The 18,043-nt window shown below is 51.7% G+C and carries 15 protein-coding genes; 8 read left to right on the forward strand and 7 right to left on the reverse strand.

The window, feature by feature from the left end; all coding sequences use genetic code 11:
- Window positions 1–40: 40 nt before the first annotated feature.
- Complete coding sequence (locus IV433_RS01180; RefSeq protein WP_195812775.1) at window positions 41–1,144, reverse strand: YcbX family protein; 1,104 nt, start codon at window positions 1,142–1,144, stop codon at window positions 41–43.
- Window positions 1,145–1,254: 110 nt separating this feature from the next.
- Here IV433_RS01180 and rlmKL point away from each other — a divergent pair, with 110 nt between their 5' ends.
- The 6 genes from rlmKL to rmf all read left to right on the forward strand — a co-directional run bounded on the left by rlmKL (window position 1,255) and on the right by rmf (window position 9,289).
- Window positions 1,255–3,375 (forward strand): bifunctional 23S rRNA (guanine(2069)-N(7))-methyltransferase RlmK/23S rRNA (guanine(2445)-N(2))-methyltransferase RlmL, encoded by a 2,121-nt coding sequence (gene rlmKL, locus IV433_RS01185; RefSeq protein ID WP_195812774.1) that lies wholly within the window; start codon window positions 1,255–1,257, stop codon window positions 3,373–3,375.
- Between the two features lie 5 nt (window positions 3,376–3,380).
- Window positions 3,381–5,285, forward strand: a complete 1,905-nt coding sequence (locus IV433_RS01190; RefSeq protein ID WP_195812773.1) for an ABC transporter ATP-binding protein — start codon at window positions 3,381–3,383, stop codon at window positions 5,283–5,285.
- 78 nt (window positions 5,286–5,363) lie between these two features.
- A complete protein-coding gene (gene pqiA, locus IV433_RS01195) occupies window positions 5,364–6,638 on the forward strand; it encodes a membrane integrity-associated transporter subunit PqiA (RefSeq protein ID WP_370530235.1) in 1,275 nt (424 codons plus the stop codon).
- Window positions 6,625–8,277 carry an intermembrane transport protein PqiB gene (gene pqiB / locus IV433_RS01200; protein ID WP_370530231.1) on the forward strand — a complete coding sequence of 551 codons (1,653 nt, stop codon included), beginning with the start codon at window positions 6,625–6,627 and terminating at the stop codon, window positions 8,275–8,277. The genes pqiA and pqiB overlap by 14 nt, the downstream gene beginning before the upstream one ends.
- Window positions 8,277–8,846, forward strand: a complete 570-nt coding sequence (pqiC, locus tag IV433_RS01205) for a membrane integrity-associated transporter subunit PqiC (protein WP_195812772.1) — start codon at window positions 8,277–8,279, stop codon at window positions 8,844–8,846. Before pqiB ends, pqiC begins: the two co-directional genes overlap by 1 nt.
- Window positions 8,847–9,121: 275 nt before the next feature.
- On the forward strand, window positions 9,122–9,289 hold the full coding sequence (gene rmf / locus IV433_RS01210; protein ID WP_013574871.1) for a ribosome modulation factor: 168 nt from the start codon (window positions 9,122–9,124) through the stop codon (window positions 9,287–9,289).
- Between the two features lie 141 nt (window positions 9,290–9,430).
- On the opposite strand, the gene fabA is transcribed toward rmf, so the two are convergent.
- Both fabA and IV433_RS01220 read right to left on the reverse strand, forming a co-directional pair.
- A complete protein-coding gene (gene fabA, locus IV433_RS01215) occupies window positions 9,431–9,949 on the reverse strand; it encodes a bifunctional 3-hydroxydecanoyl-ACP dehydratase/trans-2-decenoyl-ACP isomerase (RefSeq protein WP_013574872.1) in 519 nt (172 codons plus the stop codon).
- A gap of 68 nt (window positions 9,950–10,017) precedes the next feature.
- Window positions 10,018–11,784 carry an AAA family ATPase gene (locus IV433_RS01220; protein ID WP_195812771.1) on the reverse strand — a complete coding sequence of 589 codons (1,767 nt, stop codon included), beginning with the start codon at window positions 11,782–11,784 and terminating at the stop codon, window positions 10,018–10,020.
- A 210-nt stretch (window positions 11,785–11,994) separates the two neighbouring features.
- On the opposite strand from IV433_RS01220, the gene matP reads away from it, so the two are divergent.
- Window positions 11,995–12,453, forward strand: coding sequence for a macrodomain Ter protein MatP (gene matP, locus IV433_RS01225; protein WP_195812770.1), 459 nt, complete (start codon window positions 11,995–11,997; stop codon window positions 12,451–12,453).
- Window positions 12,454–12,574: 121 nt separating this feature from the next.
- Here the strand turns inward: matP and ompA are convergent, their stop codons facing one another.
- A complete protein-coding gene (gene ompA, locus IV433_RS01230) occupies window positions 12,575–13,651 on the reverse strand; it encodes a porin OmpA (RefSeq protein ID WP_195812769.1) in 1,077 nt (358 codons plus the stop codon).
- A gap of 355 nt (window positions 13,652–14,006) precedes the next feature.
- A complete protein-coding gene (gene sulA / locus IV433_RS01235) occupies window positions 14,007–14,513 on the reverse strand; it encodes an SOS-induced cell division inhibitor SulA (protein ID WP_195812768.1) in 507 nt (168 codons plus the stop codon).
- A gap of 216 nt (window positions 14,514–14,729) precedes the next feature.
- On the opposite strand from sulA, the gene IV433_RS01240 reads away from it, so the two are divergent.
- Complete coding sequence (locus tag IV433_RS01240; protein WP_195812767.1) at window positions 14,730–15,362, forward strand: TfoX/Sxy family DNA transformation protein; 633 nt, start codon at window positions 14,730–14,732, stop codon at window positions 15,360–15,362.
- A 24-nt stretch (window positions 15,363–15,386) separates the two neighbouring features.
- Here the strand turns inward: IV433_RS01240 and yccS are convergent, their stop codons facing one another.
- A complete protein-coding gene (gene yccS, locus IV433_RS01245) occupies window positions 15,387–17,528 on the reverse strand; it encodes a YccS family putative transporter (RefSeq protein WP_195812766.1) in 2,142 nt (713 codons plus the stop codon).
- Between the two features lie 35 nt (window positions 17,529–17,563).
- Window positions 17,564–18,025, reverse strand: coding sequence for a YccF domain-containing protein (locus tag IV433_RS01250; RefSeq protein WP_165058060.1), 462 nt, complete (start codon window positions 18,023–18,025; stop codon window positions 17,564–17,566).
- Between the last annotated feature and the right edge of the window lie 18 nt (window positions 18,026–18,043).

An 18,043-nucleotide genomic window follows, 5' to 3' on the forward strand; every position in this document is an offset into this window, starting at 1 on the left:
TTCCGGTTAAAACTGCCTGACCCTGCGTTAACTGCGCTTTCTAGCCGATAATAATATCTGAGGCCGGAATGCAGCTGCACGACAATATCATTCCGTCTTTGCCCACGGCACTTTCTTTCAGCGGCGAAACTTTTCCCTCTTGTAATGTCATTTTGCAGGCACCACATATTCCCGCACGGCACGAATACGGGATCCGCAATCCCTGCAATTCCAGTTGTTCGAGCAGAATCTGCTGATTATTCCCGGTGAACTGCGTGCCCTGATAATTGATGGTCACGTCCTGCGCAGTGCTTTTCGGCGCGTCGACGTTTTCAACCACTTCACCTGCGCCGTAAGGCCGCGCTGGTTTAGTGGCCAGCACCTCAACGCTGTCGCCCGCGCGGATCACGCCGGTATTTCGCGCAATCATATTCTGGCCGAAATCCACGTCGCCATCGCTCGCAGTGCGGTAGCCCTGCAAAGTTTTCAACGGTTCGCCACGCGGATGTTTACGTCCGCGCTCAATGCTGACAGTGGTGAAAATACAGCGGCTGCAGGGTTTGACCAGATCGAAAATGACTTCGCCGATACGGATCGTCTGCCAGGTATCTTCGGCATACGCTTGCGCACCACTGACCACAATGTTGGGCCGGAATTGCTCAACGCGTACTCCGCCCGGGCAGCGGCGCTGTAAATCCTGCATCGACGCTTCATTGATCAGCAGATAAGGAAAGCCGTCGGCAAACGACAGCGGAACTTCCGGATGTTTTTTCACACGGCGTGTCGGTTCTTCGCCTACCCAGCGAAGCTGGACGTCACGCTTTAAATAAGCACTTAACCAGCGATTTACCGGTTCCGGCGCGATGAGTGAGGTAAACTGATTGCCCCAGACTTCAGTCGGTGAGTTTTCACCGGCGAATTCACGGAATTTAACGCTGATGCTGTCGCCTTCAGGCGCAGAGATCATCAGGCCATCGGGCAGGATCACCGGGGTGAACAGGACAAGGTTGGGATACTGGCGGGCCGTAATAAAAGTGCCTTGCGTATCGGTAATCATGAACTGGCGGTCGAACGTCAGTCCTGTTGCTGTGACCAGTGCGTGTGAGACTTGCAGACCACGCATGGATTTGACCGGGTGTACGAATAAACGTGAAAGAATGGGCACTGAACGTCGCCTCTGTGTATATAAAGTCTTAAAGATAACCAGAGACTTTATGACAAGCGGTGGGGATTAGCTATAATGCGCAACAATTTTATTTTTGGTGATATGTCGATATGAACTCTTTGTTTGCCAGCACGGCGCGTGGACTGGAAGAACTGTTAAAAAGCGAACTGGAAACGCTGGGTGCGCAAGCCTGCAAAGTTGTGCAGGGAGGGGTGCATTTTGAAGGTGACGATCGCCTGATGTATCGGAGCTTACTGTGGAGCCGTCTGGCTTCGCGCATCCTGTTACCGCTGAATGAATTCAAAGTTCACAGCGATCTGGATCTTTACCTCGGCGTGATGGCGATTGACTGGCCGTCCGTGTTTGGCGTGGAAAAAACGTTTGCCGTGCATTTCAGCGGCCTGAACGACGAAATCCGTAACAGCCAGTACGGCGCGCTGAAAGTGAAAGACGCCATCGTTGACAGCTTCACCCGCAAAATGGACGAGCGCCCGAATGTGGCGAAACAGCAGCCGGACATCCGCGTTAACGTGTTCCTGCAACGTGATACCGCCAGCGTCGCGCTGGATCTCAGCGGTGAAGGCCTGCATCAGCGCGGCTACCGTGATCTGACCGGTCAGGCTCCGCTGAAAGAAAACCTGGCCGCGGCTATCGTGATGCGTTCAGGCTGGCAGGCGGGTACGCCGATGGTCGATCCGATGTGTGGTTCCGGTACGTTGCTGATTGAAGCAGCCATGATCGCCGCCGATCGCGCACCAGGCCTGCATCGCCAGCACTGGGGCTTTACCGGCTGGAGCAAATTTGACGCTGAACTGTGGCGTGAACTGACCGCCGAAGCGCAGGTTCGTACCCGCCGTGGCGTTCAGGAAACAACATCGCGCTTCTTCGGCTCTGATATTGAACGTCGTGTTATCGAGATGGCACGTGCCAACGCCCGTCGTGCGGGTGTGGCAGAACTGATCAGCTTTGAAGCTGCCGAAGTCGGCAAACTGGTGAATCCGCTGCCGGAAGGCCCGACCGGGACGGTGATCAGCAACCCGCCATACGGCGAACGTCTGGAAAGCGAACCGGCTCTGATTGCGTTGCACAACATGCTTGGCCGCATTATGAAAACACAGTTTGGCGGCTGGCAGCTCTCCTTGTTCAGTGCGTCACCTGAGCTGTTAAGTTGCCTCCAGCTGCGCGCTGAGCGTCAGTTCAAAGCGAAAAACGGTCCGCTGGAATGTGTGCAGAAAAACTACCAGCTGGCGGAAAACCCGACCGGCGCGGCAGGCGCGCAAATGGCAGAAGATTACGCCAACCGCTTGCGCAAAAATGTTAAGAAACTGGAGAAATGGGCCAAACAGCAGGGCATCGAATGCTATCGCCTGTATGACGCCGATTTGCCAGACTACAACGTGGCGGTTGACCGCTACGGCAGCAAAGTTGTGGTTCAGGAATATGCGCCGCCGAAAACGGTTGATGCGCAGAAAGCCCGTCAGCGTTTGTTCGACGTGATTAACGCCACAATGTCGGTACTGGATATTTCATCCAGCCAGCTGATCCTGAAAACCCGTGAACGTCAGAAAGGCACCAGCCAGTATGAGAAACTGGCACAGAAGGGCGAGTTCCTGCTGGTTGAGGAATTCGACGCTAAACTGTGGGTTAACCTGACGGATTATCTCGACACCGGTTTGTTCCTGGATCACCGTATTGCCCGCAAAATGCTCGGCGAAATGAGTAAAGGAAAAGACTTCCTGAACCTGTTCGCGTACACCGGCACGGCCAGCGTTCACGCCGGTCTGGGCGGTGCGCGGAGCACAACCACGGTAGATATGTCCCGCACCTATCTGGAATGGGCAGAGAAAAACCTGCGTGCCAATGGCCTGACCGGCCGTCAGCACCGCCTGATTCAGGCAGATTGTCTGTCTTATCTGGGCATGTGTGATGAACAATTCGATGTGATCTTTATCGATCCACCGACGTTCTCCAACTCGAAACGTATGGCCGACAGTTTTGACGTTCAGCGCGATCATCTGGCATTAATGAAAGATCTGAAACGCATTTTACGTCGCAACGGCACCATCATGTTCTCCAATAACAAGCGCGGCTTCCAGATGGATCTCGACGGACTGAGCAAACTGGGGCTGACCGCCAAAGAAATCACCAGCCAAACCCTGTCACAGGATTTCGCCCGTAATCGTCAAATTCATAACTGCTGGCTGCTGTCCCACGCCGGCGAGGAAAAATAAAGTTTATGTCGTTAATTAGTATGTCAGGTGCCTGGCTGTCATTCAGTGACTCGCCGCTGTTGGATAACACCGAATTACACATCGAGCCGAACGAACGCGTCTGTCTGGTTGGCCGTAACGGCGCCGGTAAATCGACGTTGATGAAAATCCTGAACCGCGAAGTGCCGCTGGATGACGGACGCATTGTCTATGAGCAGGACCTGATTGTGGCGCGTCTGCAACAAGATCCCCCGCGCAACGTTGAAGGCACAGTGTTTGATTTCGTCTCTGAAGGCGTTTTTGAGCAGGCGGAACACCTGAAAGCGTATCACGCGATTTCGCATCTGGTTGAAACCGACCCGAGCGAAAAGAACATGAACAAACTGGCGCAGGTGATGGAGATCCTCGATCATCAGGGCCTGTGGCAGCTCGACAGCCGCATCAATGAAGTGCTGCTGAAACTGGGTCTGGACGCGGATACCGAGCTTAAATCGCTGTCCGGCGGCTGGTTGCGTAAAGCTGCGCTGGGCCGTGCGCTGGTCAGCGCGCCGCACATTTTGCTGCTCGACGAACCGACCAACCACCTGGACATCGAAAGTATTGCCTGGCTGGAAGATTTCTTGAAAGAGTTCCAGGGCAGCATTATCTTCATTTCCCATGACCGTTCTTTCATCCGTAACATGGCGACCCGTATTGTCGATCTCGATCGCGGCAAACTGGTTTCTTATCCGGGTAACTACGAAGAATATCTGCTGGCGAAAGAAGAAGCGCTACGCGTTGAAGAATTGCAGAACGCAGAATTCGACAAAAAACTGGCGCAGGAAGAAGTGTGGATCCGCCAGGGCATCAAGGCACGCCGTACCCGTAACGAAGGCCGCGTTCGCGCATTGAAAGCCTTACGTCAGGAGCGTTCTGAACGTCGTGAAGTCATGGGCACCGCCAAAATGCAGGTCGTTGAAGCTTCGACTTCCGGCAAGATTGTCTTCGAAATGGAAGATGTCAGCTACGCGATTGCCGGTAAGCAACTGGTGAGCCACTTCTCTGCGCAGGTGATGCGCGGCGATAAAATTGCGCTGGTTGGCCCGAACGGCTGTGGTAAAACCACCTTGCTTAAACTGATGTTAAGTCAAATTAAGGCCGACAGCGGTCGCGTTCACTGCGGCACCAAGCTGGAAGTGGCGTACTTCGACCAGCACCGCGCCGAGCTTGATCCGGAACGTACTGTGATGGACAACCTTGCCGAAGGTAAGCAGGAAGTGATGGTGAACGGCCGCGCACGCCACGTGCTGGGCTATCTGCAAGACTTCCTGTTCCATCCGAAACGTGCGATGACGCCGGTGAAAGCGTTGTCTGGCGGCGAACGTAACCGTCTGCTGCTGGCAAAACTGTTCCTGCGTCCAAGTAACCTGTTGATTCTCGATGAACCGACCAACGACCTGGATGTGGAAACGCTGGAACTGCTGGAAGAGATGATCGACAGCTATCAGGGCACCGTAATGCTGGTAAGCCATGACCGTGAATTTGTTGATAATTCGGCCACCGAATGCTGGATTTATGAAGGCAACGGCGTGATTAACAGCTATGTGGGCGGTTACTTTGACGCACAGCATCAGCGTCGTAACCAGAAGCCAATTCGTCAGGCTGCTGTTACGGAAAATAAACCGGTGGCGCAACCGAAAGCAGAACCGGCCAAACGCACGGCGAATAAGCTCAGCTATAATCAACAGCGTGAACTGGAACAATTGCCTCTGCAAATCAGCGCACTGGAAGAAAAAATTGAAGCCCTGCAACAGAAGATGAGTGATGCTGATTTCTTCACACTTCCTCATGAAGAAACTCAGAAAGTGCTCACCGCTTTTGCTGCTGCAGAGCTGGAATTAGAGCAGGCGTTTGAACGTTGGGAAGCGCTGGAAGCGCAGAAAAACGGCTAACACTGCATTACGATTGGCAACCGGCGCAATGGAAATCCGGTTGCCAATATCCTTTGTCTTTGCGCTGTTGAGGAGTCGATAGTGTGTTCTGACGCCCATGACAATGACCCGCACATCCTGTGCCCCCAATGCGACATTCTGGTGGCCATACCTGGTCTGAAAATAGGGCAAAAAGCCGTTTGTCCCCGTTGCCATACGACGCTGACAACCCGCTGGAATGAGCCACGCAGACGTCCTGTCGGTTATGCAATCAGCGCGTTATTCATGCTGTTGCTGGCCAACCTTTTTCCTTTCGTCAATATGAACGTTGCCGGGCTGAGCAGTGAAGTGACACTGGTCCAGATCCCGCAGGTTTTAGTTTCTGAAGATTACGCCAGTATGGCGTCTCTGTTTATGATCGTGGTGCAGCTGCTTCCGGCAGTTTGCATGCTCTCGATTATCCTTCTTTGCTACGGCAACAAAATTCCTGTTCACTGGAAAGTGAGCATCGCGCGTACGCTGTTTCGGCTGAAAAGCTGGTGCATGGTGGAGATTTTTCTTGCCGGTGTACTGGTGAGTTTCGTCAAACTGATGGCGTATGGTGATGTGGGGATTGGCACCAGCTTTATCCCTTACGTTCTGTTTTGCCTGCTGCAACTGCGCGCTTTTCAATGCACCGATCGCTTCTGGATGTGGGAACACATCGAACCTGCACCTGAACTGGTTCAGCCGTTACGGGTCGGCGAGAGCGGTTTGCGCCAGGGGCTGCGCTCCTGCCACTGCTGCATGGCGATTTTGCCTGCGGAGCAGGAAGTGTGCGGGCGCTGTAAAAGCAAAGGTCACGCGCGACGTAAAAACAGTCTGCAATGGACGATGGCCCTGCTGGTGACGTCCATTTTGTTATATCTGCCGGCCAATATGCTGCCGATTATGATCACGCAGGTTCTCGGGAATCCGATGCCTTCAACGATCATGGCCGGTGTTGTGCTGCTGTGGAGTGACGGCTCGTACCCTGTGGCAATGGTGATTTTCATCGCCAGTATTATGGTGCCGACATTAAAAATGATCGCCATTGCCTGGCTCTGCTGGGATGCCAACAGCAATAAGCAAATTGACAGGGAAAGGTTGCATGTCATTTATGAAGTTGTTGAGTTTGTTGGCCGCTGGTCAATGATTGACGTATTTGTCATTGCGGTGCTGTCAGCCCTGGTCAGAATGGGGCAACTGATGAGTATATATCCGGACATCGGCGCGCTGCTGTTTGCAGGCGTTGTCATTCTTACGATGTTCGCCGCCATGACGTTTGACCCAAGGCTCATTTGGGATCGCGCTGGAATGAAGTCTGCAAAGGAGCCACAAGATGGCAGGAAATAACATGGCAGAACACGACGGAACTGCCAAAGTCGAAAAAATTAAACGCTGGTCTCCGGTGTGGATTGTGCCGATTGTCACTGCACTGATCGGGGCCTGGATCCTGTTTTATCACTACAGCCATCAGGGCCCGGAAGTCACGCTCATCACCACGACCGCGGAAGGCATTGAAGGTGGAAAGACCACGATCAAAAGCCGCAATGTGGACGTCGGCAAAGTAGAAACTGTCACGCTCAGCGACGACCTTCAGCAGGTCATCATTAAAGCCCGTCTGAATACCGGCATGGAAAAAATGCTGCGTGGCGATTCCGTATTTTGGGTGGTCAAACCGCAGATCGGACGCGAGGGTGTCTCCGGCCTTGGTACACTGCTGTCCGGCGCATATATTCAGCTACAGCCCGGTAGTAAAGGTGGCGAGAAAGAAGAATATAAGCTGGATGATTCACCACCGCTGGCGTCACCGGATGCGAAAGGCGTACGTGTTATTCTGGAAAGCGAGCGTTCAGGGCAACTGAATCCGGGCGATCCGGTGCTGTTCCGTGGTTATCAGGTCGGGACAGTTGAAACCAGCCACTTTGATCCTAAAGCCCGCAACATCAAATATCAGCTCTTTGTCCGTGCGCCATACGACACGCTGGTGACCGACAATGTGCGCTTCTGGAAAGACAGCGGAGTGAATTTCGACATGTCCGCCGCCGGTATGCGTGTGGAGATGGGGTCACTGACGACGCTGTTCAGCGGAGGCGTAAGCTTCGATATTCCGAACGGCTGGGCGCAGGGCGCTGAAGCGAAAAATGGCGATAACTATCAGCTGTTTGACGATCAGAAAAGTATTCAGGAATCACTGTATACGCGTCATATGGACTACGTGATGTTCTTCTCGGATTCCATCCGCGGGCTGCAAAAAGGCGCACCAGTGGAATTCCGCGGTATTCGTCTCGGAACCGTGGCCGAAGTGCCGTTCCCGATGAATGTGCTTAATCAGCAAATGTCAGATGATTACCGCATTCCGATCCTGATACGTATCGAACCAGACCGCTTCGCTCAGTTGCTGGGCAGCAATTTCAATATTGACGATCATATCCGTGATGGTATCGCACATGGTCTGCGCGCCTCCATGAAATCAGCCAACCTGCTGACCGGGGCGATGTATATCGATCTGGATTTCTATCCGAACGAGAAACCGTGGAAAGGACCGCTTGAAATAGCCGGGCATAAACTGCTGCCGACCGTGAGCGGCGGGTTTGCGCAAATCCAGCAGAAACTGATGACGACGCTGGATAAAATCAACAATCTGCCGATTGAGCCAATGATGCGTGAAGCGACCAGCACGCTGGCTGAAAGCCAGAGAACGATGAAATCTACGCAGAAAACCATTGAGTCTCTGAACGCGATTGTCTCGAGTAAAGAGATGAAAAATCTGCCTGCGGATATGCAGCAGACGCTCATTCAGCTTAACCGTAGCCTGAAAGGCTTCCAGCCCGGCTCACCGGCTTACGGCAATCTGGTTGGCGATATGCAGAGTCTGGATAAAACGCTGCGTGAGCTTCAGCCGGTATTGAAAACGCTGAATCAGAAAAGCAATGCACTGATTTTCGCCGCCCCTGGGCAAGATGATCCTCAGCCGAAGAAGGCCAAATAATGATGAAATGGATACCTGTCGTCTTAGCATTATTCCTGTCTGCATGCAGCAGCAGTAACGAGAAAACGTATTACCAGTTGCCGGTACTTAGCAGCACGCCAGTGGCGGGCAGTACGATGACATCCGGTTCAACCGCGCAGCGTCACTTGTGGGTTGAGCGGGTCAGCGTGGCTGATTATCTGGCGGGCACTGGTTTGGTTTATCAGACTAATGATGTGCAATATACACTGACTCAGAATAACCTCTGGGCCAGCCCGCTGGATCAGCAGCTCCAGCAATCACTGGTGACCTATCTGCGCCGTGATTTGCCGGGCTTCCTGGTTTCTTCGCAGGCGGGAGGCTCAGACGATCAGGATGTGCTGAACGTCAATGTCACCGGTTTCCATGGTCGCTACGACGGTATCGTCGTGGTTAGCGGAAGCTGGACGCTGACGCATGGCGGACAGACGGTTCAGCGTGATTTCGCGCTGAACCTTAAACAAAACGAAGACGGTTACGATGCGCTGGTCAGAACGTTAGCCACGGGCTGGCAGCAAGAAGCAGGCCAGATTGCATCGCAGATAAGATGACAATTTTTTAAGCTTAATATTTTTTAAGTTAAAGACAAAAAATCCCGGTTTCTGATTTTTCAGACACCGGGATTTTTTTAGGGCGATCAGCCAGATGAGTTTTTTGATGGCGCGATTAGTTCGCGGGCAATCGAATAAAATAGCTCACTAATATGACATTGGCGTGAATTTTGCGCATTGACCTCTCCCTCTATTACAGCTATTTGTTAGGTGTGGACGCAGAAGCGTACCACTGTTTTCTTTCCACCTGACCTGAATAATGAGGGATACAAGGCATGAAGAGACAAAAACGCGATCGCCTGGAACGGGCACAATCACGTGGATATCAAGCAGGTATTGGCGGACGCTCTAAGGAGATTTGTCCGTACCAATCATTAGATGCCCGATCACACTGGCTCGGGGGTTGGCGACAAGCCATGGAGGACAGGGCCGTTACCGCTTAAGCGGCTCCCCTGTCAGAATAAGGAACGACCTCCGCTGCGCGCGGAGGTTTTTGTTTATGGTTCTCTCAATGTTGCTCAAAAAACCATAAAAAACGGCGAGCATCAGGCTCACCGTTTGTCTGGCACGAACTGAAAAGGCTCTTAGAACGCGGCAGCGTCTTTGAATAGGCCGACTTTCAGATCCGTTGCCGTGTAGATAACTACGCCATCAACCAGAACTTCGCCATCTGCAACGCCCATGATCAGTTTACGGTTGATCACGCGTTTGAAGTTCAGGCGGTAAGTGACAAGTTTAGCCGTCGGCAATACCTGACCGGTAAATTTCACTTCACCTACACCCAGTGCGCGGCCTTTGCCTTCGCCACCGAGCCAGCCCAGATAGAAACCTACCAGCTGCCACATTGCATCCAGACCCAGACAACCCGGCATGACCGGATCGCCGATGAAGTGGCAACCAAAGAACCACAGATCAGGATTGATATCTAATTCAGCTTCAACATAGCCTTTGCCATGGGTGCCGCCATCTTCCTGCATCTTCACGATGCGGTCCATCATCAGCATGTTGCCTGATGGTAATGGAGGGCCGCCTGCGCCGAACAGTTCACTGCGGCCAGAAGCTACGAGGTCTTCTTTCGTATAGGAATCGCGTTTATCTACCATGTTCTATGTAAGCCTTATTTTATTGAAGGGCGGAGCTTAGCTTACAGCTGTAAGCTGAACAACTCCGATCAGCTGTGGTTGAACCAGTTCAACCAGCGAAGAGGCCACGGATAGCGCGGGCCGCCCTGAGACGTGACCAGCGCAATACGCTGCTGAATTAATCCCAGCAAACTCGCACGCTCTTCTTCAGCTTCTCCTTCGTTGGAGTAAATCAGTCCGGTCAGGATAGGCAGCGCTTCGTCTGCGCTATCAACTGCCCATAAGTGAAACTGGCCTTCACGAACGGCGTCAATCACCTGCGGATGCAGGCATAAATTACGCACGTTGCTGGTTGGCAGAATGACCCCTTGTTTACCGGTCAAACCGCGACGCTGACAAACCTCGAAGAAACCTTCGATTTTTTCGTTCACGCCACCAATAGGTTGCACATTCCCAAACTGATCGACAGAACCGGTCACCGCAATTTGCTGGTTAATCGGCTGCATCGACAGCGCACTGATCAGCGCACAGAGTTCAGCAAGGGAAGCGCTGTCGCCGTCCACTTCACCGTAAGACTGCTCAAACACAATCGAAGCGGAGAAGGGCAGAGGCTGGTCGAGTTCTAACTCGGATATCAGGAAGGCCTGCATAATCATCATGCCTTTCGCATGAAGATTGCCGCCTAATTCTGCTTTGCGCTCAACGTCGGTAAATTCGCCGTCGCCGGTGTGTACGACACAACTAATGCGTGAAGGTTCACCCAACGCGCGCGGGTGGCCGGGGTATTCCAGCACCGACAGCCCGTTAATTTGCCCGACCACTTCACCTTCGGTTTCGATGCGGATCTGGCCCAGCTCAATTTCATCCTGCATGCGTTCCTGAAGATAACTCTCGCGCCACGCACGTGCGCTGGACGCGGCTTCCAGTGCTTTGGCGCTCAGCAGCTCATCTTCATTATAGAGGGCAGCTTCGCTGAGTTGCGTGTTCAGCCAGACCGGATCGAGCGTCAGACTGCCCTGATCGGTGCTCTGGCGGATTGCCAGCTTAAAGAATTCAGGCCATGCATCGGCAGCAAGGCGGGGAATTTCCAGCTCATCGGCCAGCGTGTTGACATATCCGCACCAGGTTTCCATATCGCTTTCTTCTGTCAGCGGCAGGTCAGCTTCAAATTCGCCATAAATGGCAGAATCCATCAGCTCCGGTTCCATGTCACTCAGATCGCCCAAAGAGAGGCGGTCGCCAACCAGAATCAGACGGAGATCCAGTGGCATGGGGGGAATGGTAACCGGTAAAGGTTTGGTTTCATCCGGGGAAACCCAGTGATACATGCCTTCGGTGATCATCTGTTTCAGGCGAAGCCACATCAGCGGTTGAGCGATGAGTGTGCGGATAGACAGCACCAGAACACCGCCATTAACCTGATGAACCAGACCAGGTTCGAGCTGGATGAGATCTTTATGCACACGAACACAGCCAAACAGCTGCTCCGGCTCAAGCCACTCGCGATACTGGCAGGTGAACTTCGCGGCAAAGGCATCTTCCGCCGATTTTGCTGCGAGCAGGGTGACCTTACTGCCTTCGATATGATAGCGGTTGCCAGTCACTTCAGTGGGTTCAGGCAACAGATCGTTAACCGCCTGAGCAATGCGTGACAGATACTCACGGTTTTCCTGCGCCTTAAGCGTCATAAAGCGAGGGCGGGAGCGGGGATGACAAAACAGCGTTAAACCATTTTCCAGCCGGGGCTGTGTTCCAGCGAAATCGACAGGGGCTAACTGGGCTGCCGTTGCAAATATTGCCTCATAAGGCGCGGAGTCAGGCAGTAAAAGCTGCCAGTCAAGTCGGTTATTGGTCAATGTGTTAGCTGTTTTCTATAAAAAGGGAAAGAGCGATTATACAAGAATAAATCCGGCTGCATACAATGAGAGTCGCGACTGAACATGGCTTAGTGCACATTGCTGACCAGGTGCGCAAAAAATGGTCGATATATGCAGGTTTATTTGGGGTGAAAATTGAAATAAAGCTGTTATGCTTAGTAAAGTTACGGGGTCACCGAAGAGTTCACGATGAAATATCAGCAACTAGAAAATCTTGAAAGCGGTTGGAAATGGAAGTACCTAGTGAAGAAACACCGGGAAGGTGAGCGGATCACCCGTCATTTAGAGAACAGTGCCGCACAGGAATCCGTGAACCAACTTCTCAGTCTGGAAAATGAGCCAGTGAAGGTCACGGACTGGATTGTGAATAACATGAATCCGGCGCTGGAAAACCGGCTTAAACAAACTATCCGTGCGCGCAGAAAACGTCATTTTAATGCTGAGCATCAACATACCCGTAAGAAATCCATCGATTTAGAATTCCTCGTCTGGCAGCGGCTGGCAGGCCTTGCACAGCGTCGTGGTGCAACGTTATCTGACACCATCATTCAACTGCTTGAAGACGCAGAACGAAAAGAGAAATATGCCAACCAGATGTCTTCGCTCAAAGAAGACTTACAGCAAATCCTTGGTAAACAAGATCTCTGAGCCTTTTCTATCTCTGGTTGAAAGCCTTCTCCCGTTGTATTCGAATTGCTGAATGCAAAGCATAAAAAAACCCCGCCGAAGCGGGGTTTTTAGTATCTGTCGTTAAAGCTAAAGAGTGTTATTAAGCCTGTGGCTGAGTAACAGTATCTTTGTAGCCTTTAACTTCGATTTCTACACGACGGTCTGGTGCCAGGCAGTCGATCAGAGCAGCACGGCCTTTAACGGAGTCACAGGTAGAACCAGTAACTGGGTTAGATTTACCTTGACCTTGTGCAGAGATTTTGTTCGCAGGGATACCTTTAGATACCAGGTAATCCACTACGCTCTGTGCACGTTGCTCAGACAGTTTCTGGTTGTATTGTTCTGAACCGATACGGTCGGTGTAACCCAGAACGATAACTGAACCGTCTTTAGGATCGATTGAACTCAACTGGCTGTACAGCTGATCCAGAGCCTGTTGGCCTTCTGGTTTCAGAGTTGCTTTGTTGAAGTTGAACAGAACGTCAGACTTCAGAGTGAATTTCTTAGTTTCCACAACTGGAGCTGGTGCTGGAGCTGGTGCAACAACTGGTGCTGCAACATCATCCTGACCGAAACGGTAAGAAACACCTACAGACAGCATGCCGTTGTCTGGACGTGCGCCAACAGTCTGCGCGTCGCCGATGTTGTTAACCCACTGGTAATCCAGACGGGTAGCCCAGTTTTTGGTCACTGCGTATTCAACACCAACTGCTGCCAGTGGAGAAACACCAGTGTCGTGATCGCTTACGCGGCCAGCAGCACCGTTGTCGAATGCACCTTTAGAATCTGCACGCCAAACCATACCACCCAGACGGGTGTACAGGTCCAGATCGTCAGTCAGCGGGTAGCTCAGTTTAGCAGCCAGCTGAACGCCTTGTGCTTTGAACGCGCCGTTGTTTACGCTGCCTTTAGAAGGCATACGGCCAAGCCAGTCATATCCCATTTCAAAGCCCAGGTATTGGTTCGCTTGGTAACCCAAGAACGCACCTGCACCCAGTTGGCTTTCGTGGGTAGGGCCGTTGCCGATACCTTCGTAAGCATTTGCGAAACCAGTGTCATGGTATTGGGACCAGCCCAATTTACCACCGGTATACCAGGTGTTATCTTTAGGGGCGGCTTGCGCTACGGTAGCGAAACCTGCCAGTGCCACTGCTAATGCGATAGCTGTCTTTTTCATTTTGCGCCTCGTTATCATCCAAATAGGCAATTGAGCTTTAAGCTTTAAGCCCTTGGTTAAAATCCTTACGCCAAGATTCTTGCTTCAATTAAGAACTTGCCACTTTACGTTGGCATTATAGAGCAACCTTGGCGTTGTAAAGTCTACAACGTGGCGCGAAACTTACAAGCTTGAAGTGTTAACACCGTGGAAAAAAAGGGAAAAACGTACACATTTCTTAACGGCTTTGACTAATTGTTGACAAAAACTGGAGATAATCTGAGGCCGGAATACCCATTTTTACTGGGTTTGAAGCCGGTTTCAGCACAAATCACTAAGTTCCGTACTATTTTCGTAGGAACATTCCTATTTTGAACTAATGGTATACAGAAGAGTGAATTTTTACGGTGGAGTGATGTCTACTAGCTGAATTCTGTTCATTTGTTGGCTTCATAATGAACCCGTAGGACCCTCCCTGACGTGCTGCAATTTGCAGTCTTTCTCTTTCTGAATCATTCAAATCGGGTAACCACCCAAGCACAACACTGTAATTCCCCGTGAGCAACGCTTTTTCCATTGCATCAACTGTCGACATCGCGGTGATCTGATTTACCTGCACCATTTTATCGACCGGCAAACCCGATTGGGATAACCAGTGACGGCTCAGTTTCTGCTGGGGCGTGAGCCACAACAGCCAGCGGGATTGCATACCCAAATGCTGAAGCAATGGCAGAAGCAACTGCGCAAATGCTGGCTGGCTCGCACTATAAACGAACTCCGTGATCAGACCATTATTCAAGGACGCAGACGAATTTACCTGTGTGTGACTGACGGGCAAAGCAGACTGACTAAAATGATGATTTGTAAGATGTTGAGTGCGCATAGTGATATACCCCAGTAGGTTACTGTATGAATGTACAGTACTCTGGCGATGAGCAAAGATCAACCCAATTTTTCCAAGACATCTCGCAAATTTTGAAGGGAATATCCTCTGGCTGCATTTTATGTTTGTTGCCCATCTCTACATTGCGTATTTTGCTTTTAGCAGTACAGGTAACTTACATGGGATATATGGAATGAACATGAAAAGGATAACGCAATGATAAATCAATCAAAAAAAAGAGTGCTGGAGTGTCTGGAAATTTTTGCTTCTCTGGGGGATGTGCGTGCCCGAACCCAGTTTGGCGGCTTCAGTTTATCTGCTAATGGAGCCATGTTTGCACTGGTTTCAGACGGCGATTTATATCTGCGAGCCAGTGCTGAAACTGAGGCACATTTTTGCCGGAAGAAGATGGAGAGATTGATTTATCGTAAGCGCGGGATGGATGTGAGGTTACGTTATTTTAAGGTGAATCCTTCGCAGTGGGAAGATTCAGACGTTGTGCGAAAGCTGGGCAAATATTCACTTAAAGGAATGCTTCGTGAAATCGAATTACGCAAAAATAATGAAGCCGGGCGGCTTAAAGATTTACCGAATCTTTCTCTGGCTCTGGAGCGGTTGCTCTGGCAGGTGGGGATAGCAAATTCGGGCGATCTGCGTACACAAGGCGCGTGTAAGACCTACCTGAAACTCTGCGCGGTGAAAAAGAAGAGTCTGGGTATTAACTTGTTAATGGCGCTGGAGGGCGCCATTTTGGGATATCACGAGGCCGCTTTGCCGGTGGCTTCCAGAGAAATACTGACTCAATGGTTTAACCACCAGCAAGAACAACCATCCGACACAATGCACTAAGTTTCACCGGATCCGGACAGGCTGTCAGTCATGGCTCTGAACGGGCAGAATTCTACTGTTAAGACTGGTGAGCTCTGGAAGATGGGCCACCAGCAATCCGATTTGCTGCAAGACAAGCTGTTCCTTGCTGTCTGAATCTGTCGTCCGCATCTGGATCTTTGCCGTCAGTTGATCCAGGGCTTTTTGTATCCGCCCGGCTTCAGAAGGCAAATGGTGCAATGCACCGTCAACACAGCAGACCGCGTCATCAAGCAGCCTCAGTGTTTCGGTATCACTGAGTTTTTCGCGATGCGCCCCCAGCGCTGAAATATAGCTCAGCATGGTGTGATTCAGGCACAACAAGCGAAACGCCGCTTCCAGCGTGGCAGGATCGTTATTCTTCTCCGAACTCATGTTCGAAACCACCGACGCCAGTTCAGCATCGCAGTTGTGTGCGTCACGGCGAGCCAGACGGTAATCCAGACTGTTATCTTTGCCCTGATGGTATTGCACTAATATCGCATCTAGATACCGGCAGTTTGCGTCGAACGTTTTGCTGACGACTTTATCAATCTGCCTGAATTTCCAGTCCGGCCAGATGAACGTCACGGCGGCCCACGCAATAGCACAGCCAATCAGCGTATCGATGATTCGGGGTATCGCAATCTCAAAACCTTCGCCCAGCAAGTTGAAGCACAGCAACACCAGCAGGGTGATGAACATCGTTGCCTGCGCGTATTGCACGGTGCGGAAGGCAAAGAACAATAATCCGCTGATCACAATCAGGATCATTTGCCCTTCAACCGACGGTACGAAGTACAAAATCGGAATGCCGATCGCGATCCCGGCCAGTGTCCCGATGATCCTCAACGCCAGCCTGCGGCGGGTCGCGCTGTAGTTCGGCTGACAGACAAACAGGCTGGTCAGCAAAATCCAGTAACCGTGGCTCAGGCCGCTGACCTGTATGAATACGTAGCCGATAAACAGCACCACCGACATGCGCACCGCATGACGAAACAGGACGGACTGTGGCGTGAAATGCCGGGAAATGCGCAGCCAGATATCATCCAGCCCGGTGAGCTTATCGTCGACGAACGGACTTTTTCCTGTCTGATTTTCCGGTAATGATTGCTCTGATTCGATATTTGCCAGTTGCGCGTCAATCGCGTGCAAATTTCTCAGAAGGTGGCGCAGTGCCTGGAGCATTTCCCTATGTTCGCCCTGAGACTCCAGTCGTTTCAGCGCTTCTTCAAGGCGGGAAAACGCCCGCTCGAACTGGCTGTTATGCGTATATTGCTGGCGATACAGGATGCACTGGGAAAGCTGCAAACAGGCGCGGGCCTGCATACTCATCAGACGCTGGAAACGGAAAAGGATATCGCTGTGATGAAACTGCTCGCTGAGTTTGAGGTATTTCACATGTGACGAACTGGCGCGCTCATGAATATCCTGCACCACAAAATAATAGTGCAGGGTCCGGCGCGTACCTTTCTGTCCGCGGTCGCCTTTCAGGCGGGTTTGCAATGTGTTTTTGGTCTGATTCAGCGTAGAAACCAGCTGGCCGTTAGCCATGGCCAGTTCCACCAGTTGCTGATTATTGTCTTCCTGATCAGGGTCAAAAAGCGTCGCTTTAGCTTCCAGATAAGCCGCGAGCTGCGTGAAACAGCGGGAAATCTGATCCTGAAGCGGCCGGATGGGGAAAATAATATGCCCGGCCAGCGTCAGCAGGTTATACCAGATGGCGCCGGCGAGCAGGATCAGAGGCTGCTGATACCAGATGTGATACATACTGGTGCCGAGCATCGTATAGATTGCGATGAGCAACGCACCGAACGCAATCGTGGCGTAACGTTGTCCAAGCGCGCCCAGCAGGATAAAACCGCAGGTTGAAATCATCAGCCCGGGCGCGAATAACCAGGGGTAGGGAAACAGCAGTTCGATAGACGCCGAAGCGATAAAAAAGCAGACCAGAGTGATGAGCAAATTGCGTAAGCGCCCTGCCAGACGATCGTCCAGATCTGCCAGCGCAGCCGCCACCACGCCGAGCGTCAGAGGAATGGTCAGCGTTATCTGACCCAGCCACCAGGGCATTGCGGCGGCACCCGCCAGCGCAATGAAAATCCTGATGTGGTAAAGCACATTGCTGTTATAGGCATAACGCCTCAAACCCGGTGCAATAGAAAGCACGGAAAAACCCCACGGTTAACTTCAAAAATGAAAAATCAGCGAATGCGTCCGTTTTTTAGCTGACGGCTGGCATTGGCTTCACGAACTTGTTTTGCCAGTTCGACGGAGACCACTCTTCGTCCTACCGGCCAGAGTGCGATGGCGGCGATTTTAAAGTTCGCGATCCCCACCGGAATACCGATAATGCTGATACATTGAGCGATGCCAGCCAAAATGTGTGACAAGCATAACCACCAGCCGAAAAAAATAAACCAGAAGATATTCAACAGGGTTCCGCCACCGGACATCAGCGCGCTGCGTTTTTCCGGGTACAATTCGTCAACATGCACCGCTTCGTTGCCAAAAGGCATCAGTGAAAGACGGGTGATTTCCCAGCAAGAGCGGGTCAGCGGCAAGGTGAATATCAGCACAATGCTCACCAGCGTAGCGAATAACCAGGCGAGAGTGGTGAAGAAACCGCCTAAAACGAAGTTAAGAATATTGAGTACAGTGCGCATATCGACTCTTCCCGAAGA

The organism is Rahnella laticis (assembly GCF_015644585.1).
GTDB classification, from domain to species: Bacteria; Pseudomonadota; Gammaproteobacteria; order Enterobacterales; family Enterobacteriaceae; genus Rahnella; species Rahnella laticis.

Bases quoted from the DNA above. Each gene is read 5' to 3' on its own strand.
- rlmKL (WP_195812774.1), top strand. From the start codon at position 1,255: ATGAACTCTTTGTTTGCCAGCACGGCGCGTGGACTGGAAGAACTGTTA.
- IV433_RS01190 (WP_195812773.1), top strand. From the start codon at position 3,381: ATGTCGTTAATTAGTATGTCAGGTGCCTGGCTGTCATTCAGTGACTCG.
- pqiB (WP_370530231.1), top strand. From the start codon at position 6,625: ATGGCAGGAAATAACATGGCAGAACACGACGGAACTGCCAAAGTCGAA.
- pqiC (WP_195812772.1), top strand. From the start codon at position 8,277: ATGATGAAATGGATACCTGTCGTCTTAGCATTATTCCTGTCTGCATGC.
- rmf (WP_013574871.1), top strand. From the start codon at position 9,122: ATGAAGAGACAAAAACGCGATCGCCTGGAACGGGCACAATCACGTGGA.
- fabA (WP_013574872.1), bottom strand. From the start codon at position 9,949: ATGGTAGATAAACGCGATTCCTATACGAAAGAAGACCTCGTAGCTTCT.
- matP (WP_195812770.1), top strand. From the start codon at position 11,995: ATGAAATATCAGCAACTAGAAAATCTTGAAAGCGGTTGGAAATGGAAG.
- ompA (WP_195812769.1), bottom strand. From the start codon at position 13,651: ATGAAAAAGACAGCTATCGCATTAGCAGTGGCACTGGCAGGTTTCGCT.
- sulA (WP_195812768.1), bottom strand. From the start codon at position 14,513: ATGCGCACTCAACATCTTACAAATCATCATTTTAGTCAGTCTGCTTTG.
- IV433_RS01240 (WP_195812767.1), top strand. From the start codon at position 14,730: ATGATAAATCAATCAAAAAAAAGAGTGCTGGAGTGTCTGGAAATTTTT.
- IV433_RS01250 (WP_165058060.1), bottom strand. From the start codon at position 18,025: ATGCGCACTGTACTCAATATTCTTAACTTCGTTTTAGGCGGTTTCTTC.